This is a genomic window from Pinibacter aurantiacus (assembly GCF_019130065.1).
Lineage (GTDB): Bacteria > Bacteroidota > Bacteroidia > Chitinophagales > Chitinophagaceae > Pinibacter > Pinibacter aurantiacus.
This window is the reverse complement of the sequence record NZ_JAHSPG010000016.1, coordinates 320,953-347,803: the sequence shown is the minus strand read 5'-3', so window position 1 is coordinate 347,803 and position 26,851 is coordinate 320,953. Positions and strand designations below refer to the sequence as shown.

Genomic DNA, 26,851 nt, shown 5'->3' with positions numbered 1-26,851 from the left:
GGCTTGTTTGTGTTGTTTATGCCTGCTGGCTATGCGGGGACGAATGGTTGATTAATATCTTTATTTCAGGTCAAATAAGGTGATTCCGTTAAAGTTTGCGGAAGCGTTGTTAGTGTACAGTCCTACTTTGGATGCTGGTAATTTCATTTTCCAATCGTATCCTAAACGCCCGTCAATAATAAACTTTAGGCCCTCTGCGTTTTTTACAACACGAAGATTGTAGGATGTTTTAAATACCTCGTTCATCCAAAGTTTGTAGATGTAAAAATTATGATCGCTTGCAAGCTTGTTGGTGAATTTTAACTCATTAACTTTTGTTGTATTGAAAGTCAATTTATCAAAACCAGGGTGATCTGATTCCGCAACTTTGTATTCAAGTGGATGCCAGTTATTTCCCTCTTGATAAAAGATATCAACTTTGTCGTATAGTTTATCGATCAGTGTGTCTGTCTTAAAATGACCGTCTTTATTCAATCGCAGCTCGTTGATGTACACAGGATTTTTGAAAGTAAAATGTTTTTCCATAAAATCGCTGTAGGTCATGTTGGCAAATTCGGGATGTAAATATTCGAGAGAAATTTCTTTCGCGTCAATTGCTACTCCACTTAATTTCCCCGACACTACGACTTTTTGTTTTGTGTAATCAAATGCAGCCCTCACAAAATTGTTTTCATCTGCATACATGGCATATACTCCGGCGGTTCCAGTTGCATCAGTATTTTTTATTTGCACCGAGAAATCATACGATTGCAAGTTGTCGCCTTTGAAGACTGACTGTTCACCAGCGCTATTTGATTGAGTTAGCCCTTCACTTGATACTTTCCAGTTTTGTTGTGTTGCCCTATTCAAACTGTTCCATCCATTAATGTTGTTATCAAATTCATCCCAACCGATCGTATAAATGATGCCATCGAAAGCAGCTTTCGCATTCTGTGAAAAAAGCCCCGGCAATCCTTTTTGTGCAAATGCTGTTTTTATAACATTGTTACCAGCCGCAGGCAAATCATCTATTTTAACAGTGAACTCAGTCGTATTTTTGTACACCGTTATTTTGTGGTACACATTGAAGTTGAAATCTTTTACAAGAGCAAATGATTGCGTTCTCTGCTTGCCATTTTCCAGGCACTCGTATTGCCACGACTTCGTGCCTGCGTTGAAAAAGATACGCAGCCAGTTGTTGTTACTTTGTTTGTAAGCATACACGCCGGCTTTGGCTTTATCGCCTTCCTCAATTTTTACATTAGCTTCAAACAAATAATCTAATGCTGCATCGCTTTGGATAAATGCTTGCCCCTCGAACAAACTTGTTTGTGTCAACTCGCGATTGTTGATCTGCCATTTGCCTTTAGTGATGTTCCACTTATTGCTCAGCGAAACATCTTTATCATTAAACAAATCACCAAACGTGGGCTGCGACGGCACCGGATGATAGCCCGGCGTTTTACCGGAGGTAATGCCGTCTACAAACAATGTCTTATCGAAAAATTGTACCTGGTTGATGTATTGTGCACGACGCTCACGGTTCTTGTTCGCCATATATACGAGCCACCAATCAAAACCATTCGGGCCGTGTACTATATTTGGCTGGCCCGGTGTGATCAATATATCATCGGCTACATCATCTTTCATGTTATACAACGCGACATCAATAAAGCCTGAGCGATTGCCTTTATCAGCACTGATGGCAATCGTGTTCTCGCCATCTTTCAAAAGGGCTTTTGCTTTGTCATCAAGATTGATTGTCGCGTAGTTGGATGTATTGTTATCATAGATCAATGTTTCATTCAAATACACCTTTGAAGCACCGCTATGATTCATGCGCAAAGCAAGATTGCCGATTTTATTTTTTTGAATAGTGATCTTTTTGCGCAACCAGATATGATCGGTCTTCCAGACTGTTTTTACTTTTCGTGTGAAAGAGTTTTCAATTACTTCACCACCAAAGCCCGCCTTTCCTCGCTGCCATTTTGTAATGTCAAATGCGGAGGCATTCCATCTTGCGGCAGGCTCATCTGTTGTATAGTCAAAGGTTCCGTTGTTTTCATACTTCAGCAGGTCAACATATTTATCATCCATATCCCATTGATTATTTTGCACGACAGGATATGAATATTTGTTACCGTGATTGAATTCTGTTGGAGACGATGCTTCCGATACGCCCAACGCATAATTTCCCCACTCAGTTGAAGTATGATTGGTGTTGTACATTAAGTAATATCTGTTACGACATTTCATAACCCACGGTCCTTCTTCTACCCTGTTGTCGGCCGTTTCCCAAGTATTGGGCAATGATGCGAAAAGATATTTTGGCTCGCCTTCAAATGTTGCGGGATCTTTCATTGGACGCACCCAAATGGTGTTGCCGTCTGTAAAGCGAACCATGTACAAATAAGGCTTACCATCGTCATCAACAAACAATTTTGGATCGATGCGGTTATCGAGCCAGCTATCATTTTGCGGTTCCACAAATGGGCCAAGGACATTCGGAGAAACGGCATGGCCGATATGAATAACGTTTCTATCCCGTCCCCAATAATTTACTGACCAGTACATGTGAAACATGCCATTGATGTACACAATGTCGTTTGCATGTATTTGTTCGTCGCCGATTCCAAACTTTGTTGCCCAGTTGTTATTCATGGAAAACACGTGAATGGAGGTATCCCAGTTTACAAGATTTGACGACCTGTAAAAGTTCCCTTTAGTGAATACACCGCCAATGTAGTATTCACCATTGTATTTTATAACACCAGCATCAGCAACGTTGGGCAATACTGGGTTGTTGATATTTTGTGCTTGCGATGTAAGGCAAGCAAATGACAATACTAAAAGCGACAGTTTTTTTATCATGACCATTTTTTGAGAGGGCACGCAGATGACGCTGATTCAGCAGATGAACACTGATTTGTCTCTGATGTCGCTAACTGGTCGAAAAATTACGTACTGAATACGATTGAGATCTACATAAAATGATCAGTGCAAATCAGTTAAATCAGCGTCATCTGCGTGCCATTGTATTGTATTAAAAAGGCTCCAACAAATCGGCTTGAGATTCGTCGAAGCCTTGTTTGCACATAAGCCTTCTTCACTATATTGATTCTACTACCTTGCCGTTAGACTTTTGATGGTGTTTACCTCGTCTTGTTTGTATGGTGTACCATCCTTCTGGAAGATATCGTGGAACCATACCGGAGGCTCACCTGTGTATTTTTTTGTCCAGCTGTCCCATGGATAAATTGTTTGTGATTTTCCATTTACAAAACCCCAGTTGTACATGCCGACATTGTATTTTTTTGCAACAGGCAAAAATCCCGCAAACGTGCTACCATTTGGTCTTGCCATATACTCAGTGCAAATAAGCGGCTTGCCGTAACGCTGCAGTTCTTTGATCTTATTTTCAAAAACCTGTGAAGAATCGTAGTTGTGGAATGAGATCACATCTGATTGTTCCACTTGCAATTTTTCAATTGGCTTCAATGTTTCATCCGTTGTCCAGTTACCTGCCCAAATGCCTGAAGTAAGTGGCTGTGAAGGTTTCTGCGTACGAGCCCACTCAAATGATTTTTTCAACAAAGGCAAAACGTATTGTACTTTGTTTGGCAGATCGACTTTTTCGTAAGACGGGCCGGTAGGATTGTCTGGTTCGTTCCAGATGTCCCAACCCAATATTCTGCTGTCGTTTGCAAAGTGGCCAACAATTCCTTTCACATATTTTTCAAGCCTTGGATATTGTGTTGAATCTTTCAAAGCATCATATCCAGGGCTTTGCACCCAACCCGAGTTGTGTACATATGGTTGCGGGTCTCTTTGTTTTCCCAACTTTGGAAACGGATCCCAGCATGAATCAAACAATACGAACAATGGTTTTATGTGGTGACGTTTTGCAATTTCCAGGAAGGTGTTTATCCTTTCCATAAACGCAAGGGAATCCTGTGCATACAATAGGTCGTGCAAAAACACCCGAACTGTATTCATACCAATGCTTTCGGCCCATCCAAGTTCTTTATCTATAGTAGCAGTATCAAATGATTCAGCTTGCCACATTTCAAGTTGATTGATGGCGGTGCTTGGAAGAAAGTTTGCACCTACCAGCCATTGCTGGCCTTTATACCAATCGTTTGCCTGTTCTTTTGTCCAGATTGTTCTTTTGTTTTCTTCCGGTCTTGCCTGCGATGCACAGCTCTGCAATAACCAACAGCTTATTAAAACAATAACAGACAGTTTCAAAAATTTCATTCAAGTAGTTTTAAAAGTGAGCATTATATTAAATCGAGTGTTTTGCAGCAAGCGAAAAAAATTCAAAAAGTAAAAAGTAAAAAGTAAAAACAACCGCCGGATGTTGAAGAACTCTTATCTCTGCATCATATACTTTCCCATCATCAATTTGAGTTCAAACTGAATCGGCAACCTTTTTTACTTTTTACTTTTTAATTTTTACTTTTTAATAATGGTCGTTCTGTTTCAGGTTTTTATTGTTATCAACTTCAGATTGAGGCAATGGAAGTCTGATGTGTTTTCCAACAACGAAATTTTTAAAGTCAGGATCGCGTTGTGCAACTGCATCCACACCTGCTTGCGTATCAAGATCGCCCCAACGTTTTAAGTCTGCCCAACGTACGCTTTCGCCGTATAGTTCTAAAGCACGCTCCATTTTAAGACGCTCTTTGAACTTAGCTTTATCTGTACCAATTTCAGGATGTGCCACCTCAAGTGTATTCAGGTTTACACGTGCACGCACCTGGTCCACGTAGTTGTAAGCGTCTGCAGTTTGTCCCAACTCGTTTTGCACTTCTGCGTACAACAACAGGATGTCTGCATAACGAAGCAATCTGTTATTAACCTGTGAATAGTAGTCTTCAGTTGTACGATAGTAGTCGCGTTGTCCTTTTCTGAACCACGCTTCTTTATCACCCCATTCCCAGTTACGACCATAAACTTTGTCGCCAAAATCTGCCGTGATCTCTTTGTAAAAAACGGTCCATTCTAAACGAGGATCAAGTTTATTGTCTTTTGTTTTTTCTTTCTTGAATTCGTCCACGATCCAGTACCTCGCTTGTCCATCTGACCAGCCAATACCGCGTGGCGCAAAGAACTGCGCACGGTTGTTACCCATCCCCTGATTAGGAGCGTCATTGTCGGGACCGCCAATATTGGCATCTGAGAACTGGATTTCAAAAACAGATTCGGTATTATTCTCGTTGTTGTCTCTAAAGTTATTTTTGAAATCAGGCACAAGGCTGTACATACCTTTTGCTTCGCCATTTATAAAATAGTCGAGCGAAGTTTTCGCCTCGTTCCATTTATGTTGTTGCATGTAAGTCTTAGCAAGGTAACCCAGCGCTGCGCCTTTTGTTGGACGGCCAAGATTTGCATTGTCCCATGATTTTGGCAGTATCGCAGCGGCGTCGGTTAAATCTTTTTCTACCTGTGCCCACACCTCAGTTAATGTGTTTTGCTGCGGCAGATCATCCGGTTTTTGCACATGCGTTACCAATGCTACATTTTCCCAAAGCAGTGCAGCGTAGTAGTAATAAAACGCCCGGAAGTATTTTGCCTGCGCGATTACGAGGTCTTTTTTTGCTGGATCCGCAAAAGGGATTGCGTCGATATTGTCCAACACTTGGTTACATCTGAAAATTGCTTTGTAAACATCATTGTAGGTGTTTACGTTTCCTTCCCAGAAATTGTAGTTCACATACTGAAAGCGTGTCCAGTCACCCAACTCAAGCCACGGGCTTTGACTAAAGCCTTCATCGGAAGTGAGATCAAGCCTGAAATATATCCATCGCGACCAAACACCTGGTTTATAAAACATGGTATAAACGGCGTTCAAGCCTTTTTGCGCATCATCTTCTGTTTTCCAAAACTCTTTTGTTGTAAGGGTATTTGGATTAGGAACGTCTAACTCACTTTTGCTGCATGATGCAACCAAAGTTGTTAGCGCCACCACAGAGCAGGTAATTTTATTGAAAATATTTTTCATAATCATAATCGTTTTGAGTTCTTAACTTTTGTTTTCTTAATTACACATCATTAGAAACCAAACTGAATGCCCAATGAGTAAGTTTTTAAGTTAGGAAAAGCAAAGTTGTCGAACCCTTTTTGGAATATATTGGTGTTTACAAATTCAGGATCTAATCCGGAATATTTTGTAAAAGTGATTAGGTTTTGGCCGGACAATGAAACCTGTGCATTGCTAAATCCAATCTTCTTAAGCAGTGGAGATGGTATTGTATATGCTATGCTTACATACTTCATTCTAAAGAAACTGCCGTTTTCCAACCATCTGTCACTATCGCCTCTTGAGTTAAGATTTGAAGCATATACAATTCTCGGGAAGCTTGTATTTGTATTTGTTGGTGTCCATGGGTTCACATCTGTTCTATAGTTAGAGTTATCATCAAATCTATCCACCACGCTGTGATAGCCATTGTAAACAGTAGCCCCGAAAGATCCAAACCAGTTCATGGTCACTTCGAAATTTTTGTAAGTGGCACCCAGGTTTAAACCCATTTCCCATTTCGGCCACGGACTTGCCACCACCTTTCTGTCGTCGCTTGATATTTGTCCATCACCATTGTTATCCTTGAAGCGGATATCGCCGGGCTTCGCACCTGACTGGATAACCTTTCCGTCTTTGTTCTTATAGTTGTCGATCTCACTTTGATTCTGGAACAGTCCATCCGTTTGATACAAATACCACATACCCAGAGATTCACCAACAGTAGATTTAGTATTTCCGTCTATAATCTCTGCTCTGTTATAACCCAGATCAAGTATTTTGTTTTTAAGAAATGTAAGATTCACCCCTGCCCAATATTTTACAGCACTTTTATTTTCGCGATAGGTAGCCGAAAATTCAAAACCTGTGTTTTGAAGACTTACGGCATTTACACGCGGAAAGCCACCATCATTACCCGTAGTTCTTGGAATGTACATTGTCGATAATACGTCCTGCGTTTTAGAAATAAAGTATTCCGCAGTTACAGCCAGTCTGTAATCAAACAAAGTCGCATCAAAACCGTAGTTCTGTTGAATCAATTTTTCCCATTTCAGATTTTCATTTGCTAACTGTACCTGTGTAGCACCGGACTGTACTGTTTGGCCGCTTCCCAAAACCATTGTAGAGTTGGTGTTGATCAATGGAATGTAATCCCAGTAACCAATATTACTACTACCCAGTGTACCATAGCTTGCACGAACTTTTAAGTCGTTAACCCAGGGAATGTTAAAGAATTTTTCTTTGCTTATTCTCCATGCCGCAGATACAGAAGGGAAGTCACCCCATTTGTAATCTGGCCCCAGGCGAGATGTACCATCACGTCTGATAACAGCATTCAGTAAGTATCTGTCATCATAGCTATATTCCAAACGACCAAGATAAGAGAGCAGTACCGCGTCCTGCGTAAAGCCTCCGGTAGTTGGTGAATTACCCTGATCTAACACCGGATAATATGTCCCATTAGAAGAATTGTAAAGTATATTTCTTTTATTGCCCCAGATCTGCTCATAATGGTCGTGCTGATATGTTTGACCAACGACTGCGGTAATTGCATGGCGGCCAAAACTCTTATTGAAGTTCAAAGTATTTTCAATAAGTGATGTTTCCCAGCGAGCTCTGTTCTCATTCAGAATGGAAGGATCATCAGGTTGGTTCAGCGTCCAGTCACCCTTTTTTCTAAAATATTTGTAATGGTCATTGCTTGTTTCATAACCCAGGTTCAATCTGTACTTCAACCAAGGCGTAAACTTCAGTTCGCTCCAGATATTTCCTCTTACTCTGAAGTTTTCATTATTTACATCTTCCAGGTTAGTGTGGGCTACAGGGTTGGTACCAAAAGTATTCGCACTGTCGGGATTTCCGAATCCATAAGGCCCTTTTGCAGGATGCGAAGGATCGTACACGCCAATGGTAGGCAACATCCGCACAACATCTACATATGGATTACCACTCATTTCATCTGATTGCGCATTGGTGATCGCCACATTTTCACCGATACTGAAAATTCCTTTTGAACCTTGCGAGTTTACACGAAGACCAAGTCTTTTAAAGCCTGTGCTGATTACAACACCTTTATTATCGAAATAGTTAGCAGATACTAAATAGGTACCGCCCTGGCCACCGCCAGAAAAACTTACGTTGTAATCTTGCATCGATCCTGTGCGGAAAGTTGCATCCTGCCAATCTGTATTATTACTCAGATTGTGCTTTTGCCATTTGTCGGGTGTATAGCCCGCATTTGCATAAGCAGAATCATTGAGTGATACAAACTGTGGAGTTTTGGTCAGGCTATATCTTGGCGTTGTTTGTACACCCATTTTTGCAGATGCATCTATATGCATGGGGCCTGATTTACCTTTTTTAGTGGTGATAATAATCACACCATTGGCAGCGCGTGAACCATAAATTGCAGCCGCGGAAGCATCTTTTAAAATTTGCAGACTTTCAATATCATCAGGGTTGAAGTCACGGTTCGCTGTAGTGATCAATCCGTCAATAACATATAACGGTTTTGAATCGGAAAGGCTCTTCAAACCACGAATTTGAATAACAGCTTCAGAACCTGGTTGTCCACCACCGCGAACATTTACACCTGATGCAAGACCTTGCAAGCCTTCTGCAACAGTTGTCACCTGGCGCTTTGTAATTTCTTCAGGACGCACTACTGATACGGCACCTGTAAGATTCGCTTTCTTTTGAGAACCGTAACCAACGACAACTACATCTTGTAAGCTGCTGCTCATTTGCTGTAATTGAACATGGAGGTTTGTCAAACCTCCAACCTTAATTTCTTTTGAAGAATATCCAACTGAAGAAATAACAAGAACAGAATTTTCGCTTGCTACGTTAATAGCGAAAGAACCGTTTGCGGCAGTCACCGCTGTTGTCTTTGTTCCTTTTTCGCTTACGGTAGCGTTTTCCACACCGCGTCCGGTACTGTCTGTAACAGCTCCTGTAACCTTAATCTTGTTTTGTGCGAAAATTGAAATTTGTGAGGAGATAATAATCAGGCCAAGCATTGCAGCTTTTCTCATTGGCCGGGAAAGAGAGGCGCATAAGAGCCCTTTCCAAAAGCTTTTGATAACTTTCATGGCAGTCAATCAGTATTAGTTAATGAATGTTGATGTTCTAATAGCTATATACAATTGCATACAGGACTATAAGAATTCTTTAACAAAGTAAATTCATCCCTTTTTAACATGCTTATCATAGCGTATCACAGTTTTATCAAAGTGAATCATTTTGAGAAAAGAGAAAGAACGCTGATTCTCATGATTTGTTAGGATTTGAAATTTGAAGGAGTTTTCAAATCTCAAATCAAAAAATCATGACCATCATGACAATCATGAAAATCTGCGTTCTATTGCTTATCTCTTTTATATTTGTATTACCTAACTGATTAGTTGCCGCGGTGAAAAAGCTAACTGCCATATTATTACTTTGCTTCTATGCATTCGTTGTCAATGCGCAATCATTTTATTTCAGGCACTACCAGGTAGAACAAGGTCTCTCCAACAATTCTGTTATTTGCAGCTTCCAGGATAAAAAAGGATTTATGTGGTTTGGCACAAAGGATGGCCTCGATCGTTTTGATGGCTATACTTTCAAGGTGTTTACAAATGTGCCCGGAGACACATCAAGTATTGGCAGCAATTTTATCCACTCCATATATGAAGATAGTAATGAGGAGCTGTGGGTTGGAACAGACAGGGGCATTTTCCGTTATGATCCGCGAGCAGAAAATTTTCATCGCCTTGCAAAAGTGCCGGAATCAGAAGTCCGCGACATTACGATGGATACAAAACATAACCTTTGGTTTGTTGCAGGTCTTGGCTTATACAAATACAACCTTATCACCAACGAGCTTACATCCTTTGACAACAAAGGATTTGATGCGGGTTCCCTTTGCATTATGCCAGATGGCAGTTTGTGGATCGCAAATGTTTTGGGTTCGCTGGCAAAATATGATCCGGTAAAAAATAACTTTACCTTTTACGATATTTTCAATTGTTCCAAATTACCGAAGGCCAGATGGATCGAAAAAATAAGGGCATTCAATGATCACTATATTTTAGTTGGCACCTCTTCCCAAGGCATCAAAATATTCAATACACTAGATCATACCTACGAAGACGCCATTACTTATAATGACGACAAGACGGAAATTTTTGCGAGAGACTTTATGGTCAACTCGCACGATGAATTTTGGGCGGCAACAGAGTCGGGTATTTTCATTTATAATGTAAAAACAAAACAATACACGAATCTAAAAAGAGAATATAACAATCACATCTCTCTAAGCGACAATGCATCTTATACTGTTTGCAAAGACAAAGAAGGCGGCATATGGGTAGGCACTTATTTTGGCGGCGTAAATTATTTTCCGAAGAAATACACTTTCTTTCAAAAATATTTTCCGCAGTACGGTACAAGTTCAATAAGCGGAACCTCTGTCCGTGAAATTTGTCCGGACAAATATGGCAACTTATGGATTGGCACAGAAGATGCGGGCCTTAACAAGCTTGATCTTAAAACTGGCATGGTGCAACACTTCGGCCCATCGAACAATCCGGGAAGTATTTCGCACACCAACATTCATGGCTTGCTGGCGATTGGTGATACATTATTGATCGGCACATTTGAGCACGGCCTGGATGTGATGCGCATCAGCACTAAAAAGGTTGTACAACATTTTAATGCCGACACACTGCACACTACTTTCAAAAGTAATTTCGTGGAGTGTTTTTGGAAAACGAAGAAGGGTGAAATTCTTGTAGGCACAGCAAGAGGTTTGTTTGCATACGATCCTTATAAAAGTACGTTTACACAAATAAAAGGCGTGCCCGATATATCATTGGTGCAGGCAATTGTGGAGGATGACAATGGAACCATTTGGTCAGGCACTTATCGTGAAGGCGTTTATTCTTATAACAACCGCACAGGAAAAACGGCGAGCTTTAAACACAATCCAAACAATAAGAACAGTCTTTGCAACAATACCATCAACGGTGTTTTTAAAGACAGTAAAAACAATATCTGGATCACTACAGAAAACGGTTTTTGCAGATACGATGCAGACAGGAATAGCTTCAAAAGATATGGCACTCAGAATGGTTTTCCGAGCAATGTATTTTATTCTATGCTGGAAGACAAGAAGGGGGATTTGTGGATCACCACATCAAAGGGTTTGGTTTGCTTTGATCCGGTAACAGAAGGCATTAAAGTGTATACCAAAGCAAATGGTTTGCTTACAGACCAATTCAACTATAAGTCGGGTTATAAAGATGCAAATGGAAAATTGTACTTCGGATGTCTCAAAGGCATGATCAGTTTTAATCCTGCTGATTTTATCCGCAACACCTACATCCCCACCGTTTTCATTACCGGCATGCAAGTGGACAATAAAGAATTGACTGTAAACAAAAACACTTCTCCTTTAAAACAAGCTATTGCTTATGCACACAATATTGTTTTAAAGCACGATCAATCTACCATCAGCATCGACTTTGCTGCGCTTAGCTACACCGCCCCGGAAATGGCCGAGTACGCTTATAAAATGGAGGGGCTTGATAAAGACTGGGTGCACCTGCAATCAAACAGGAAGGTTTATTTTACCAAACTATCTCCGGGCAAATACACTTTCAAAGTAAAGGCATCCAACAGCAGCGGCGTGTGGAATGAAACGCCAACCACGCTCAGTATCGAGATTTTGCCACCCTTTTGGGCAAGTAAATGGGCGTACCTTTGTTATGTATTGTCAGGCGCAATTCTTGCATTTATACTTATCAGAAACTATCACCAGCGGGTGGAGGAAAAGAACCACAGAAAAATTGAACTGCTCGAAAATGAAAAGGAAAAAGAGATCTACCACGCCAAAATAGAGTTCTTTACCAACGTAGCGCACGAGATCAGAACGCCCCTTACGCTTATTAAACTTCCGTTAGAAAAAACGATTGAAAAAGCAGCGCACCTGCCTGAAATAAAAGACAATCTGAAGATCATGGAAAAAAACACTAACCGCCTTATTGAGCTTACTAACCAACTTCTTGATTTTCGAAAAACAGAAACGAAAGGCTTTAGCCTCAGTTTTGTGAAAGCCGACATTTGCGAATTGCTGGAAGAAATTTACAGCCGTTTCAAACCCGCGGCCGAGCAGAAAAACCTTGTTTTCAAACTGCAGCTCCCAAGTATTCATTTGCAAGCGTATATCGACAAAGAAGCGTTCACCAAGATTGTGAGCAATCTTTTAAGTAACGCGATCAAATATGCAGATAGTACTGCACACGTACGTTTGATGCCTTTCAATAGTGAGGACACTCATTTCAGTATACAGGTAAAGAATGACGGTTATCTCATTCCTGCTGAAATGAAGGACAAAATATTCGAACCTTTCTTTCGCTTGCAGGAAACAGAAAAGCAACCCGGAACCGGCATAGGCCTGCAACTGTCCCGTTCGCTTGCGGAGTTGCACAAAGGAACTTTGAACGTGAGCATGGATGACACTACCGTAAACACCTTTGTACTAGTACTGCCAATTCACCAGGAAAAAGAATTCCAGCTATTTGATGACCCATCCGAAGAAACAGCACAACAGGAAGAAGTATTTAAGGAGCCGGCAGCGGGCGCTTCCAAACCAATTGTTTTGCTGGTAGAAGACAACAAAGAAATCCTTGACTTCATTGCGAAAGAACTGAGCGAGCATTACAATATCATCAAAGCGCATAACGGCAAGGAGGCCATCCAAAAGCTGGAAGAAGAAACGGTTCAGCTGGTGATCAGCGACGTAATGATGCCGGTAATGGATGGCCTTGAATTATGTAAAAAAATAAAAAGCAGTTTTGAGTTCAGCCATGTGCCTGTGATTTTGTTGACTGCAAAAAATACATTGCAATCAAAAATTGAAGGTCTTGAACTCGGCGCAGATGCATACATTGAAAAGCCGTTTTCACAGCAGCATTTGCAGGCACAGATACAAAGCCTGCTCAATAACCGGACAAAGGTTAAAGAATATTTTGCCAAATCTCCGCTAGCGCATATCAAGAGCATCGCCTACTCCAAAGCAGATGAAAACTTCCTTGACCAGTTGAACGACGCCATTTATCAGCACATTGAAAATACAGACCTGGATGTGGAGCAACTGGCGAAGATCATGCTTATGAGCAAGGCTACCTTGTACAGAAAGATCAAAGGCATTTCCAACATGTCTCCAAATGAATTGATCACGCTTGCCAGGCTAAAAAAAGCAGCGGTGCTTTTAACTGAGAAAGATTACAAAATTTACGAAGTTGCGGACCTCGTAGGTTACACACACCAATCTAATTTCGGCCGGGACTTTCATAAGCAATTCGGCATGACGCCTTCGGAATACGTAGCTTCGAAGAAGACGAGCAGCTCTAATAATGTGGCGTAGCCAGCCAGGAGTTAGGAATTAGAAATTAGGAATTAAGAATTGTTTCTATGTTGCATGAAGTTTAATAGCAAACAGCAAAACTGCGCAATCAACAATTCTTAATTCCTAACTCCTAATTCCTAACTAACTAAAAAAGCCACCCGGGTTTAGAGGGGTGACTTTACATTCAACTGAGTTCGGGTTAACTACGGTTACACATGAGATTTAAGCTAACACCTTGAGAAGACACAAAAATATTTTCAACTTCACAATTTTTCTATAGGCGCTTCTACTCCATTATAAAATTGGGTAGTTACACCTATATTTTCTATGCAGGTTTATATCGTACTTTATCATACGACAGGCTTTCCTGTAAAGACAATTAACCATTACTAACGTAGATGACAAACCTGTTTTGCCGGCTCAGGAAGAAAAGCTCTTCCTCGTGTCGATATATTCTTCTTTTATTGACCATTATTTTCGCTTTTTGTACCACTTCGTCGCGGGCGGGTGGAGATGACAATTTTGAGAACATCAGCGAAAACGATACAACAGCTATTCTTTCATTGATACATAAAGGAGAAGATCTCTCTGTACCTGCTACTGCTTTCCAGGACCTTTCAAACGCACTCAATAAAAGTTACAAAATTCGATACAACAAAGGAATTGCATTTGCTTTTGCAGGACTTGGCAATTGGTATTTTGGTAATGACATTAACAAAGCCATCTATTATGGCAACCTCGCACAAAATGTTTATGAAAAATACAATTTAAACGATGTAAAACTCAAAGCAAAGATCCATTTGCTGCTTGGCACTTCGTTGCAGGAGAAGGGCGTCCGCGACTCGGCAGGCTACTATTTCTTCTATTTGGCGGATGATATTAAAAACCCTGATATCAACGACCCTGTGTTTGAGATCAATGCTTATGTAAAACTTACTGCTTTCCTGATAAATATCAATTACAACACATCGCATCTTCAACGAATAGGAAAAGAATATATTGATCAGGCCCGTTCTGCAATGTATCGCACAAAAGATACTGCTGAAGCAAATCTCAAGCTTTGCTTTCTTGAAGGCATGTACTATCATGGCATCAAGCAATACGATTCCGCCCGTTACTACTATTTGCAGATTTTAGACAAAAAAAACCTGAAGAACATTAACACCGCGAGAATAATCGCCATCTACTTTAACCTCTCTTACATCTATCTCCAGGAAAAGAATCCGGATAAGGCGATGGTATATGTACAAAAGATCATAGACATTAGCAAACAACCCGGTAATCAGCAATATCTCTCGTACTACATGTCTATCACCAACATCATGCATGCAAGAGTTTTGTTTCTTCAAAAAAAATATGATCAGTCACTTGCCTTAATCAACAACACGCTGGACAAACTGAAGAAAAATAATGACGTACTGAATAATGAGATTATTGTTGGTTACGAAACGGCAGCAGAATGTTACGAAGCGCTGGGAAAATTTAATGACGCGTTGGTATATAAAGACAAGTACACCAAACTGCATGATAGCCTGATGCAGAAGGATAAGCTGGATATGATCAGCCAGCTTGAGATGCGCTACAGCATTTCAGAAAAAGACAAAGAGATTGCCAAACAGCAACTTACCAAAACTGAAACAGAAAGCAGAATCAGAAAGAAAAATTTTTGGATCGGCGTTATTTTGCTGATCACTGGTTGCCTTGCAATTATTTTCCTTTTATGGCAACGCAACAATCTGCACAAACAGAAATTACAACAGGAAAAAATAAACAGCTTCAACAAACAGATTGAAATTGAAAAACTGAATGCAGCCATCAGTGGAGAAGAGAGAGAAAGAACGCGTATTGCGCGTGACCTCCACGATGGCATTGGTGGAATGCTCGCTGTGTCCAAAATGAACTTTGAGATATCGAAACAAAATATCGAGGACCAGCATAAGGAAGACTTTCAGGATGGTATTAAACTATTGGAGCAAGCAGCATCTGAACTGCGAAAAACCGCGCATAATATGATGCCGCAGATCTTACTGGAAGAGGGACTGGTAGATGCCGTGAAATATTTCTGCGACGGCGTGGCTAAATCCAACGCGCCGGACATCAGCTTCCAGATATTCGGTACGCCCAAAAAGTTTACACCGGAGTTTGAACTGGCTATTTACCGTATCGTTCAGGAACTTATACATAACGTAATTAAACACGCCAAGGCAAAAAATGCCATTGTGCAATTCAATTTCCATGAAACCAGCTTTACGGTTACGGTTGAGGACGATGGCATTGGGATGTCAACTGAAGAGGGTATTAAAGGCATGGGAATGAGGAGCATACAGGACCGGATAACAACAAACCATGGAACAATTAGCATTGAGAGCAAGAAAAATGAAGGAACTAGTGTATATTTAGAATTCGAATCACAACCCGAAACTATACAACTGATATGATAAATGTGGCTATTGCGGATGACCATTCTATTGTATTAAATGGATTGCAAAAAATTCTCGCGTTACACCCTGATATTAAAGTGACTGACGTTTACCTTAACGGCGACAGTCTTCTAGAAGGTTTGGATATCAAACAGCCGGATGTTCTGTTACTTGATATCCAAATGCCCGGCAAAAATGGTATTGAAGTTGCCGGTATCATTAGCAAGAAATTTCCCGAAGTAAAAATGATTGCTCTCACCAATGTGGATATCCTGATCCAGGTGAAAAAGATGTTGCAAAAAGGCTGTCTTGGTTATCTTTTAAAAGATGCCAGCCCTGAGATTCTGGTTGAGGCGATCAAGACTGTACATACGGGCGAGCAATTTTTATACGAACCTCTTTCAAGACAGCTCGTCAATAATTTCTTCTCACAAAATTCCAAACAGCTTACACGCCGCGAAAAAGAGATCTTACAACTTATTACAGAAGAGCATACCAACCAGGAAATAGCTGATAAACTTTTCCTAAGCCTTCGCACTGTTGAAAATCATCGTAATAATCTTTTACAAAAATTAGACGTGAAGAATACTGCGGGATTGGTGAAGATTGCAATACAAGAAGGACTGGTGAAGTAATCGTGCGAACGCTCTCTTTTCGTTTAATGCTATAAACATAAACATTTCAGAAAAACAATGAGCCCGGCTCTTGCAGAGCGGGCCCATTGTATAGGTGTTTCTATTTTTAACTCAAACGCTGCTTCATTTAGTACAGAAATACTTCTACTCTTCTATTTCTCCATTGTTGATCCGGATCATAAGCTCCAACAACCCACCGTGACTTTCCAAATGCTTCCACTTTAATGCGGCTGGCACTTATATTGCGTGTTATCAGATAGGTCTTGCATATTGTTGCCCGGTCAAGAGACAACTTGTTGTTATATTCTACAGTACCTTTTAAATCTGTGAAGCCACTAAATCTCACTCTTAATGAAGGATCAGCTTTCATTCTGGCTGCTATCTGATCTAGTTTATTATAAGAATCCCCCTGTAAATCATACAGGTCGAAAGAAAAGTAAATGATATACCCCGGAAAGTCCAATAAACTCTGTATTTCAGCATCGCTGAGGTCTTTTGCTCTTTTATTCACCTTATCAGTTAACAGGTTCGTTCTGTTTTGAATTTCTTTTAATGGGGTAATATAGTCTTCCCCTTTTACTTGTTGAAGCAACAAGGCCAATTTGTGCTGAATATCGTCTACCAATGCGAGATCCTCGGTTCCCTGCACCTTTGGAATTATCAGGTTTAGTTTTTCCTGAATGTCTTTTAATAGCGCTATTCCTTCGCTGTTACAATAAGCACAACCGTCTTTTTTCACCATTTCCAGTAATAAATCTAAGTTGTGTTGAATATCTTTCAGATATCTTGTATTATCATTCTTAACAGTAGTTACAGAAGTAGGATCTGGTTCTCCTTTTGGATCCTCCTGAGTATCAACCGGAGTTACTGATTTTTCAATTTTGTCTTTTGGCTTCGAGTTAACCTTATTGGTTACAGCTACACTTTCAGAGGTCTTAGTAGTGGTAGTGCGAATTACTTTCGAGTGTTTATTTCTGCCAAAGGCATAGTTTAAAGACAGCATAACGGAGCTGTAACGGTCTTTTTTATCAGGGTTGGCTGCTTTACTGAATCCATCGAGATAATCTGAGAATGTAATACGATTGATCCATTCAGCTTTCAGTGACACCTTTTCAGATACATCATATTTCAGCCCTACACCAAGAGGAAGAACAGGTGCAAAAAAAGTGTGTTTTTCAGCAGAATCTTCTAATAACCGTTGCTGCAGGTTTTCGCCTGCAAAATTATCAAAATCGATTTTGCTCCAATCGTTTTTAACGTGCAGATAGCTAATCCCTGCTCCACCTAATAAATAAGGATTCAAACGCCAGTTAGCTTTTCCAAAAGGCGTCCATTGTGCCATCAGGCTAAGCTCTGCAAACGACGTTGTAAAGTCATACTTACGGTATTCACGGTAAGATTGCTTAAAGGCAGATTTAACATCGCTGGCTGCAAATTGCCCGACAGTAGCGCCTAAACGCACCGCAAGCGATGGATAAAATAATCTCGTGATATTAGCCTGCAGGCCTGGCTTGAATGAGCGATATGCACCCCAAACCGTCGGAGCTAAATCGCCCTGATAAACTACTATCCCGCCACCAATACCAAATTCATACTTTGGAGTTTCGGAATTGTATGATACCGAGTCTGTAACGACCTTGCTACTGGAAAACGAAATGTCTTTTGTTTCTTGACAGTTGGCCGTCAGTGCTAATAACAGCGCTGAGGACAAAAGAATACTGATCTTTTTGTTAAACTTTTCCATAGAAATTAATAAGGGCCGGCTTATTAAACATCACCCAAGTGTGTTTTTCCGGGGCTGTAAAAATTCAACTAATCACTAAGAAGCACTGTCGAAAAGTGCCAAATAAATTGTCAGTTGTGCCAAATTTTAGAACAAATGACCTTGTTTGAATATCATACGATCAGCTATTTACCCATAAACAATTTGATCTGGCGAGGCGAAGTTTAAGGATGAAGGCGGAATCAGGGGCTTCGGGTGAACTTAAGGAACTGATTTTTTGTATATATATCTGCATTAAACAACGCTTATGAATATACTGGCCAAACTCGCAACGGCACTTTTATTAGTAAGTGCGTTACCTTCTTTTTCCCAAAAAATAAAAATTACCGGCAAAGTCACCGACGCTTCTACTAATGAAATTATGCAGGGAGTTTCTGTGAGAGCAAAATCATCGGGCTCTGGCACTTCAACCAATGCACAGGGGGTATATTCAATTGAAGCCGCCGGCAACGATGTTCTTGAATTTACATATACAGGTTACGCTCCAGAAGCTATTTCCGTTAAGGGGCAGTCTACAATAAATGTCGCCATGAAAACCGCCGTTACCGATCTTAACCAGGTCGTAGTGGTGGGTTCACGCAGCGGGGGCCGCATCCGGACGGAAACCCCGGTTCCGGTTGATGTGATCAGCGTAAACAGTGCAACGCAGGTATCCGCGAAAACAGATCTTACTTCTCTGTTAAATGTTCTTGCACCTTCTTTCAACTATAACAAGCAAAGCGGTAGCGACGGTGCAGATGCTATTGATCTTGCAACTTTACGGGGCCTTGGCCCTGACCAGACTTTGGTGCTTATAAACGGAAAACGAAGGCACCAAACGGCTTTCGTGGCACTCTTTGGCACAAGGGGCCGTGGTAATTCCGGAACCGATCTAAATGCTATTCCAGAAGCAGCCATCGACCGTGTGGAGATACTGCGCGATGGTGCATCCGCTCAATATGGTTCTGACGCCATTGCGGGCGTAATCAATATCATTCTGAAAAAAGATGTCAAACATCTTAATGTAAGTGCGGGCTGGGCAGGGTATGATGATCACAAATACAACTCGCTAAACGCAGTTACCCCGAATGAATATGTAACGGGCCACCAAATTGACGGCGGCGCTTTCAAGCTTGGACTTGACTACGGCATACCTTTAGGAAAAAACAATGGCTATCTGAATCTGGGCGCTAATTTCCTTACACAGGGAAAAACATTCAGGCAAGTGCCGGACACGAATGTTACCACAAACGACAAAGCTCTTCCTGTAAATACCGGTCGCCGCGCAAACGGTGATGCTTCTGTAAGAAGCGGGGGCCTTTTACTGAACGCAGAAATCCCAATCGCTCATACCAAAACGACTGCCTATTTTTTTGGAGGATATAATTACAAGGAATCTAACGCTTACGCCTATTCCAGAAACTTTTCTGCACGGCCAGACCGCTTTCCTACAGATGCAAACGGCAATCTTGCATTTGTACCAGATATCATGCACTATGTAAATCCCGGCGACCCGAACAGTGAGATCTTTTTCAATCCTTTGATAGATGTGCACATTACCGATGCCTCACTTTCTGCGGGCGTTAAAGGCATATTTGGAAAAGGCTGGGATTGGGACATAAGTAATACAATCGGCGAAAATGATTTTCACTATTATGGTCAAAAAACATTCAATGCGTCGTTAAACGCAGAAGGAAAAAACAGGAACCGTTTTAATGATGGCGGTTTCTCATTTTTGCAAAACACGCTGAATCTTGATATCAGCAAGCATTTCCCTACCATAATGAATGGCTTTACTTTTAGTTTCGGTGGTGAGTACCGTTATGAGCAATATAAAATTTATGCGGGCGAAGAGGCTTCGTATAAAAACTTCGATCCCGACAAAACTGTAATCAACGCGGATGGCGACGAGTTTACAGTAGGCGCAGGAGCACAGGGTTTCCCAGGCTTTCAGCCGGGAGATGAAGTAAAGGCTCACCGCAATAATCTTGGTATTTATGTAGATGGCGAATTAGATGTTACAAGAAAATGGCTGATAGGCGGCGCTGTAAGGTTTGAAAACTATAGCGACTTTGGTTCGCTTGCTACTTTCAAATTTGATACACGTTATAAAGTTTCCCGCAGTTTGAACATTCGCGGTTCTATAAGCACAGGCTATCGCGCCCCATCACTACAACAAATCAATTTCAGCAACACATTTACGAATGTGCAGGGCGGAAAAATATTTGAAGTAAAGATTGCTCCAAACTATAGCCCGATTACAAAAGCGGCAGGCATTCCAAATTTGAACCAGGAAAAATCACTCAATGCAAGCCTGGGTTTTTCATGGAAACTGGCTAAGAATTTTACAGTAACAGTTGATGGTTATTTAGTGAAGATCAAAGACAGAGTGGTATTGACCGGTCAGTTTGATACTTCTGTTCAGGCAATAGCGCCTATTCTTGAAGAATTAAATGTAGCGCAGGCCCAATTCTATGCAAATGCAGTAAACACCACCAACTACGGACTGGACGTCGTTATAAATTATGATAAAACATTTAAAAAGAACAGTCTGAAAGTGGTGTTTGCCGGAAACTTCCAGCACATGACCATTGACCAGATCAATATACCTACAGCGCTGAATGACACTTATGACCATCAGCAGGCTTTCTTCAGTGACCGCGAGCAAAAATATGTGCTGGCCTCCGCGCCTCCTGTAAAACTTGGCCTAAACGTTGAGTATGGCAACAGGTTCCGTGTTGGTACATACCAAACTTTTTTCGGCAAAGTCGTAATACTCGGTTATGGCTACGAAAACACTTACCCTCCATTAGTGGCATTGGATAAAACAGGAGAGCTTGTGCCCGAGCAATTCAATTACAATGGCAAACTTGTGAGCGACCTGTACGCAACCTATAAATTCACAAAAGTTATTTCAGCCTCCATCGGCTGCGATAATATTTTCAACATCCATCCTGATCTCGGCATTGTAAAGGGCGCTAACATGTCTGCCTACGATGGTGAAGCCGGTGGTCCCTGGGACCCCGTTCAAATGGGTTTTAACGGAAGAAGGCTGTATGCGAAACTGTATTTTAAATTTTAGAGATTAGGTTTGGTATCCAGTTACCGGTGGTTGGTGCGGTAAGTCTATCGCACAGGCTGCCGGCAACCGGTTACTAACGACAATCAACAACAGCACTCAAATAAAAATTTCAATTTTCAATTTTCAATTTTCTCCTTCCCAAAAAAAGACCGATTAAGAAAAAACTTTGACGCATTCTGAAAAGGAAGTTAACCCTCCCCGTATACATTTGCTTACTTTATTCCCCTAAGCTGTCATAAATGCACTTATTGATAAATGTTATTAAATGCCATTTGACTGAACGTTAATGGCTATCAATTGATTTATTATGAAAGTGCAGTTTACTAAGAAACAAATCGGCCGCGAATGGCTGGTAGACTTTGTGAATAATATGAACACAAAGTTGTCCGCTAACATCTCTATTATTGATAACAGAATTGTGTTTCCTGAACAAATAGCTTCAGGTACTTGCTCCTACCATCAGCTGGGACCGGATGTTGAAATCACTATTTTCAATCTCACCTCTAACGTAGCACTCACCGTGGAACGTTTGGCTCATACGGAAAGTAATTTCTATTCCATGCATATCAATTGCAGTCCAACGGAGACTGTTCATTTATTGAACAAGAAGGCCTCAAAAATTGGTGGCACGCTAAACTCCAGCCTTGCCTGGTGTGTATCGGACACCTCTTCATCATTTCAGTTGGAAGCAGGAGCAAGATTTCAATCGATCATTATTTCAATGTCGAAAGAATACATTCAAAATTTTCTTTGGGATAAAAATTCACCCTCTCATTCATGTGTAGTGAGAAAGGCGAATACCGACACATGCATACTGGCACCAGACAGTCATCACAAATGTGACGTTACCAACAGCGGGGCGGGAAAATGCCGTATCGATCAGCTATATATTATTTCCCGCAGTCTTAAAACCAACATAGGACAGCTTAAGTATGAGCTGGTGCAGGAAATAATCAACTTCGACAAAAACTCCTCTATTCCTGAAAAGCTTTTTCTGAAAGGAAATATTTTAAAGATCCTTGCACTGTTTGTAAAACGCATTTCCGAGAAAAAGGAAAGGTCAAAAAACAATACACGCTTAAATGACGTTGCCAAGATTCTGGAAATAAAAAGAATCATTGATACTTATGCAGACTCGCAACATCTCTGTCTTGCTGATCTTGCAAAGTCGGTTGCCTTTAGCAAAAGCAAGCTAAAATCGAAGTTCAAGGAAGTAATAGGCAAAACAACTTACCAGTATTACCTGGACGTGAAAATGGAAAAGGCCAGATCGATCCTTCAAGGGAACACGGTGTCAATAACCCATCTTGCCTTCGAACTGGGTTTCAAATCGTCGAGTCATTTTTCGCAGGCTTTCAAAAAATATTATGGAGTACCTCCAAAGTCTTTGTTGGAAGAAGTGGGGAGAGCGGCCAGGTAAAAGAACAGCGGGCTTTTAGTTTTAAGGCCGCTAATATCAATCACGATTTAACGCTGAACATTCCAATCTTACTTATTGATACAAAAAAACACTCTCTAGAAAAAGAGTGTCATATCCCTAAGCCATTAGTCATAAATGGCACTTTAACTTTGTCAGAAGCATAGATTGAAACCTACGATAATTGGTTGCATTACTAAAACATTTTGTCTGTTTTTATAACAACAGAAATAATTGAAACCCTTATTACCAAATCCTCTACTTGATATCTCATTAAATATATCAGAATAGATGACTGGCACTGCCCGGCAATTTGCTCTATAGGTTTGTCATTGAGAAACGCTGCTACTATTTTTCACCTTTTGTGTTGTCCATAAACATCTTCCAGTCATTTTCATTTTTCCAAAACCACTTCTCCTTTAAAAGCCAGCAATCCTGATATCTGGGAAGCTTGTCGCTGGGTGTATAAGTGGCAACAAAATGAACTGGTTGAGAACTGCCTTCGGGATAGCAGATTTCTTTATCATAAATGACTTCAAAATGTTCTTTGTCTCTAATGAGAAAATGCATTTCAAAAGGTCCGTAAGGAACCATGAAAGTGCCGTGCCCGGTATACCTTGCTTTTATAGTATCCCCAGACATAGAATACGTGCCCCATAAGCCGCAGGGCTGAGCAGTTCTGTTTAAACGGATTGAATCATAAGCAAAATTGTTCAAGCAACGATAAGCCGCCAATCCATTCTTATAAAACATTAAAAAATTGCCGTTGGCATTATAGTCAGATCTGTAGTAATAACCATCAAAATGAATGAGGCTATCGCTGTTTGTTTCATTTTTGAATGAATGCCTGAACTCTTTTTTTACGCACCGGTATCCGGAATTGCATCCGGAACTTATTATTGAAAAGATACTCAAAACCAGTAATGATGAAATTGTAATGAGGGATTTTATATTGGTCATATTGAAACGCTGATCAGGGTTGTATAACCGAATTTAAGAAATACTTATTGCACCAATAATACGGTTTTGCGAAAAGCCTGTAATAAATCCCTGAAAAAAACGTTATATCCTGATTCCAATATCTCGACCCATGAAAAAATATTTCTACATTTTACTACTTGTAGTCGTTTGCTATTCCTGTAGTTCGACCAGCAGAATGTCGTTGAGTGTAAAAATTCCCGCACCGGTTACCATTCGCCCGGAAGTAGGCGCCGTTGCTATTGTGGACAGAACAGAAGCCGCTTCTGAATCCAAAGTAATTGACATACTTCATAAAGGAGCATCACTGGAAACAAAAGGACTGCAGGCTGCCGGAGCACAATCCAGCCTACAGGGCCTGTACGACGAGCTCACACGAAATGGCCGGTTTAATGCCATCAAAAAGTTGGACTATAAGCTCACCTCATTTGGCGCCGGAACTTTTCCAAATGCCCTGGCCTGGGATTCGGTAGAAAAGATCTGTCAACGGTCCAATACAGATATTTTAATTTCACTGGAGCTGTTTGATGCACAGACGCAAATTGCCTATTCCGGCACTCCAACAAATCTTAAGCTTGGCACCACCAGCATTCCCGTTCTGAATCACAACGTAAATATTGCTACGAATTTAAAAAGCGGATGGAGAATTTATGATCCCGCTACAAAGACCATTCTGGATGAATTTATTGTGGGCAGGTCCCTGAATTTTGCCAGTTCTGGCATCAATCCACTCGAAGCAGCATCGGCGCTTGCAGGAAGAAAAGAGGCAGTAAAAGATGCAGGTAACAAAGGCGGCGCAATCTATGCATCACGCGTTGTGCCGTATTGGTTACGGGTTTACCGCGATTATTTTGTGAGAGGTAATGAAAATTTCAAGATAGCAAAAAGAAAAGCGCAATCAGGAAACTGGGATGGTGCCGCCGATATATGGAAAAAAGAAAGTGCCAGCAGTGACCGCAAAGTGGCCGGCCGTGGTTGCTATAACATGGCAATCATCTGTGAAATCAATGGGGACCTTGATGGTGCGATACAATGGGCGCAGAAATCATACGAAGATTATAACGTTAAGATAGCACTTACGTATCTTAATATTTTACGCTCAAGAAAAAGGGAAGAAGATCTGTTGAACTATCAGCTCACGAGTGCTCAGTAACTCGCGCTGATAGCACGGCCATCGAGTTGAGTGCGAACCCGTACTTTAACCGGCTCGCTTACTTTTTAGTAAGCAAGCTTTTTATTATTCAATTCAACATTAAAATTCACTTTGGCCCCTAACGCATCAAATACTTTCAAAATAGTTTCAAATCTGGCATTCTTAACACTGTTTTCGATCTTAGAAATTTGAGCTTTCTGTACTCCCACAAGATTACCCAGTTGCTCTTGTGTCAGGTTACGTTCCTGTCTTGCATGCTTAATGGCAAGTCCCAACAAGTCAATTCTCAACTCGTTTTCAAACGCTTCACGTCTTTCAGTTCCGCGCTTACCAATATGTTTATCCACCATTGTGTCTAGCGAAACAGTTTTGAACTTATTTGCCATAGCTATTTTTTTTCTTTTTGTCTAAATACAGTTTTCTAATTTCCTCTGCTTTCTTACTTTCTTTGGTTGGCGTTTTCTGTGTCTTTTTCAATATGCCATGAGTTGCCACAACCAGTGTGTCTTTTCCGTCTATTTTATCCCAAAATGAAAAAAGTCTGTATGCTTTATTCTTATACAAAGTCCGAAACTCCCAGATGAAGTCGTTAAGCTTTTTAAAAAGTTCATTATCATTAACGAACTGAGCTTTCTTGATGTTGTAATAAATCTTTTCTCTTGTTTTGTCGTCTAGTTTCTCTAAAAAATCAACTGCATCTGGCAATAATTCGACATCAAAGTTTGGTTTGATTAGGAGGTTTAGTCAAAATTAAAAATTTCCTGATTGGGAAACAAATTTTTATTAAAAAACGCGCATCCGTGTTAAGGAACTGTACATCTTACCGATGTAATGCTCGACACTAACTGCGATTCCCCTAGACAAGCATTGGTTCAAGAAAATGTGCTTTCCTCGGGAGAAGACCTGACATCAAAGGAGATGCCCCATCATCTCTTCTATTTCTTTCGTTGATAATCCTTCTCCTATTACTTTACCGTCTTTATCAAGCAAAAAGTTTGTAGGAATTGCCTGTATGGTATAATGCTTTGCCATTGCTCCTTCAAAGGCCTTCGGATCAATTGCTTGTCTCCAATTTAATTTGTCTTTCACAACTGCGGTTTTCCATTTATCTCTGTCTGTATCAAAGGAAACGCCCACCATCTCAAGCCCTTTGCCTTTATATTTTTCATAAATATTGTTTAGTTCGGGGTGCTCTGATCGACAAGGTTTGCACCACGAAGCCCAACATACAATTAAAGTATACTTACCTCTAAACTGTCTTGTGTCAATGTCATGGTCGCTGCTGTCTTTTAAAACCACGTCTTGAAACGATAATCCAATCGCCAGATTTGCAGAGTTGTCAAGCTGCTCCAGTAATGTGCTGACGCTTTTCGTTTCAAAAGTATTATCGAGAGAGTTGTCAATCAATCCATTTAACTTTTTTACCTGTGAATAAGACAGCATGGAAGCTTTGCCCAAAAGATAGGGACTAACTTTACTTTTCGGATGTTCTTTAATAAAAGCAGTAAGCTTTTGATAATATGCGTCACTTTGTTCTTCTTTAGATGCCTTTGATTTCTTTAAGTTTTCCAGCCACTTTTCAAAATCAGTTTTTAATTTGTCAGCAGCCGATCCCTTAACGTCAATTACAGTAAGCTCGTTCGTTGTGTCAAGATCGCTCTTATTAATCTTCATTTCGGTTGTGCACGTAACGTAAGTCTTGCTATTGTCTATATAGATGTCGCGAATGAAAGACCGCTGATCCATATGCAGCCTTGCCTGGGCGGGCATGGGAGCACTGCCCTTGAAATAAAACTTGCCGTCCTTTATCTCGGAGACAATGCTGTCGCGTTGCTTGTAGTTACCATCAAAAAAGAGATACATTTTGCTATTGTACTTGCCGCTAATGGTTCCAAAAATCTCAAATGTCTTGCTTTGAGAAAAAGAAGCAAACGAGGCCAAAATGAATATCAAACTAATTTTAAAGTATCTCATATGGTAAATGTAATTTAAGAACACGATGAGAACGAC

At 40.7% G+C, this 26,851-nt stretch carries 15 protein-coding genes; 6 read left to right on the top strand and 9 right to left on the bottom strand.

The features are described from left to right. Positions 1–60 precede the first annotated feature (60 nt). The 4 genes from KTO63_RS22480 to KTO63_RS22465 form a co-directional block, all read right to left on the bottom strand. A complete protein-coding gene (locus KTO63_RS22480) occupies positions 61–2,850 on the bottom strand; it encodes a family 43 glycosylhydrolase (RefSeq protein WP_217794206.1) in 2,790 nt (929 codons plus the stop codon). 252 nt (positions 2,851–3,102) lie between these two features. Then, on the bottom strand, positions 3,103–4,236 hold the full coding sequence (locus KTO63_RS22475; protein ID WP_217794205.1) for a cellulase family glycosylhydrolase: 1,134 nt from the start codon (positions 4,234–4,236) through the stop codon (positions 3,103–3,105). A gap of 205 nt (positions 4,237–4,441) precedes the next feature. Next, positions 4,442–5,983: a RagB/SusD family nutrient uptake outer membrane protein gene (locus KTO63_RS22470; protein WP_217794204.1), complete on the bottom strand. Its 1,542-nt coding sequence runs from the start codon at positions 5,981–5,983 to the stop codon at positions 4,442–4,444. Positions 5,984–6,033: 50 nt separating this feature from the next. Beyond that, positions 6,034–9,093, bottom strand: coding sequence for a SusC/RagA family TonB-linked outer membrane protein (locus KTO63_RS22465; protein WP_232373293.1), 3,060 nt, complete (start codon positions 9,091–9,093; stop codon positions 6,034–6,036). A gap of 320 nt (positions 9,094–9,413) precedes the next feature. On the opposite strand from KTO63_RS22465, the gene KTO63_RS22460 reads away from it, so the two are divergent. The 3 genes from KTO63_RS22460 (at position 9,414) to KTO63_RS22450 (ending at position 16,449) form a co-directional block, all read left to right on the top strand. Continuing rightward, positions 9,414–13,412 carry a hybrid sensor histidine kinase/response regulator transcription factor gene (locus KTO63_RS22460; protein ID WP_217794203.1) on the top strand — a complete coding sequence of 1,333 codons (3,999 nt, stop codon included), beginning with the start codon at positions 9,414–9,416 and terminating at the stop codon, positions 13,410–13,412. A 380-nt stretch (positions 13,413–13,792) separates the two neighbouring features. Next, a complete protein-coding gene (locus KTO63_RS22455) occupies positions 13,793–15,832 on the top strand; it encodes a tetratricopeptide repeat-containing sensor histidine kinase (protein ID WP_217794202.1) in 2,040 nt (679 codons plus the stop codon). Beyond that, positions 15,829–16,449, top strand: coding sequence for a response regulator (locus KTO63_RS22450; protein WP_217794201.1), 621 nt, complete (start codon positions 15,829–15,831; stop codon positions 16,447–16,449). Before KTO63_RS22455 ends, KTO63_RS22450 begins: the two co-directional genes overlap by 4 nt. Before the next feature lie 127 nt (positions 16,450–16,576). Here KTO63_RS22450 and KTO63_RS22445 read toward each other — a convergent pair whose 3' ends face one another. Next, a complete protein-coding gene (locus tag KTO63_RS22445; protein WP_217794200.1) occupies positions 16,577–18,193 on the bottom strand; it encodes a DUF6089 family protein in 1,617 nt (538 codons plus the stop codon). Between the two features lie 286 nt (positions 18,194–18,479). On the opposite strand from KTO63_RS22445, the gene KTO63_RS22440 reads away from it, so the two are divergent. Together KTO63_RS22440 and KTO63_RS22435 are read left to right on the top strand one after the other, a co-directional pair. Beyond that, a complete protein-coding gene (locus KTO63_RS22440) occupies positions 18,480–21,293 on the top strand; it encodes a TonB-dependent receptor (protein WP_217794199.1) in 2,814 nt (937 codons plus the stop codon). 307 nt (positions 21,294–21,600) lie between these two features. Then, on the top strand, positions 21,601–22,713 hold the full coding sequence (locus KTO63_RS22435; RefSeq protein ID WP_217794198.1) for an AraC family transcriptional regulator: 1,113 nt from the start codon (positions 21,601–21,603) through the stop codon (positions 22,711–22,713). A 345-nt stretch (positions 22,714–23,058) separates the two neighbouring features. On the opposite strand, the gene KTO63_RS22430 is transcribed toward KTO63_RS22435, so the two are convergent. Continuing rightward, positions 23,059–23,670: a hypothetical protein gene (locus KTO63_RS22430; RefSeq protein WP_217794197.1), complete on the bottom strand. Its 612-nt coding sequence runs from the start codon at positions 23,668–23,670 to the stop codon at positions 23,059–23,061. Between the two features lie 130 nt (positions 23,671–23,800). Between KTO63_RS22430 and KTO63_RS22425 the strand changes: the two genes are divergently transcribed. Next, positions 23,801–24,841 (top strand): DUF6340 family protein, encoded by a 1,041-nt coding sequence (locus KTO63_RS22425; protein ID WP_217794196.1) that lies wholly within the window; start codon positions 23,801–23,803, stop codon positions 24,839–24,841. Positions 24,842–24,906: 65 nt separating this feature from the next. Here the strand turns inward: KTO63_RS22425 and KTO63_RS22420 are convergent, their stop codons facing one another. From KTO63_RS22420 to KTO63_RS22410, 3 genes are all read right to left on the bottom strand, one after another. Next, complete coding sequence (locus KTO63_RS22420; RefSeq protein ID WP_217794195.1) at positions 24,907–25,227, bottom strand: helix-turn-helix domain-containing protein; 321 nt, start codon at positions 25,225–25,227, stop codon at positions 24,907–24,909. Beyond that, the gene (locus tag KTO63_RS22415) at positions 25,217–25,546 is read right to left on the bottom strand and encodes a type II toxin-antitoxin system RelE/ParE family toxin (RefSeq protein ID WP_232373292.1); all 330 of its coding nucleotides are present in this window, start codon (positions 25,544–25,546) and stop codon (positions 25,217–25,219) included. Before KTO63_RS22415 ends, KTO63_RS22420 begins: the two co-directional genes overlap by 11 nt. A 204-nt stretch (positions 25,547–25,750) precedes the next feature. After that, on the bottom strand, positions 25,751–26,815 hold the full coding sequence (locus KTO63_RS22410) for a TlpA disulfide reductase family protein (protein ID WP_217794194.1): 1,065 nt from the start codon (positions 26,813–26,815) through the stop codon (positions 25,751–25,753). Positions 26,816–26,851: the final 36 nt, after the last annotated feature.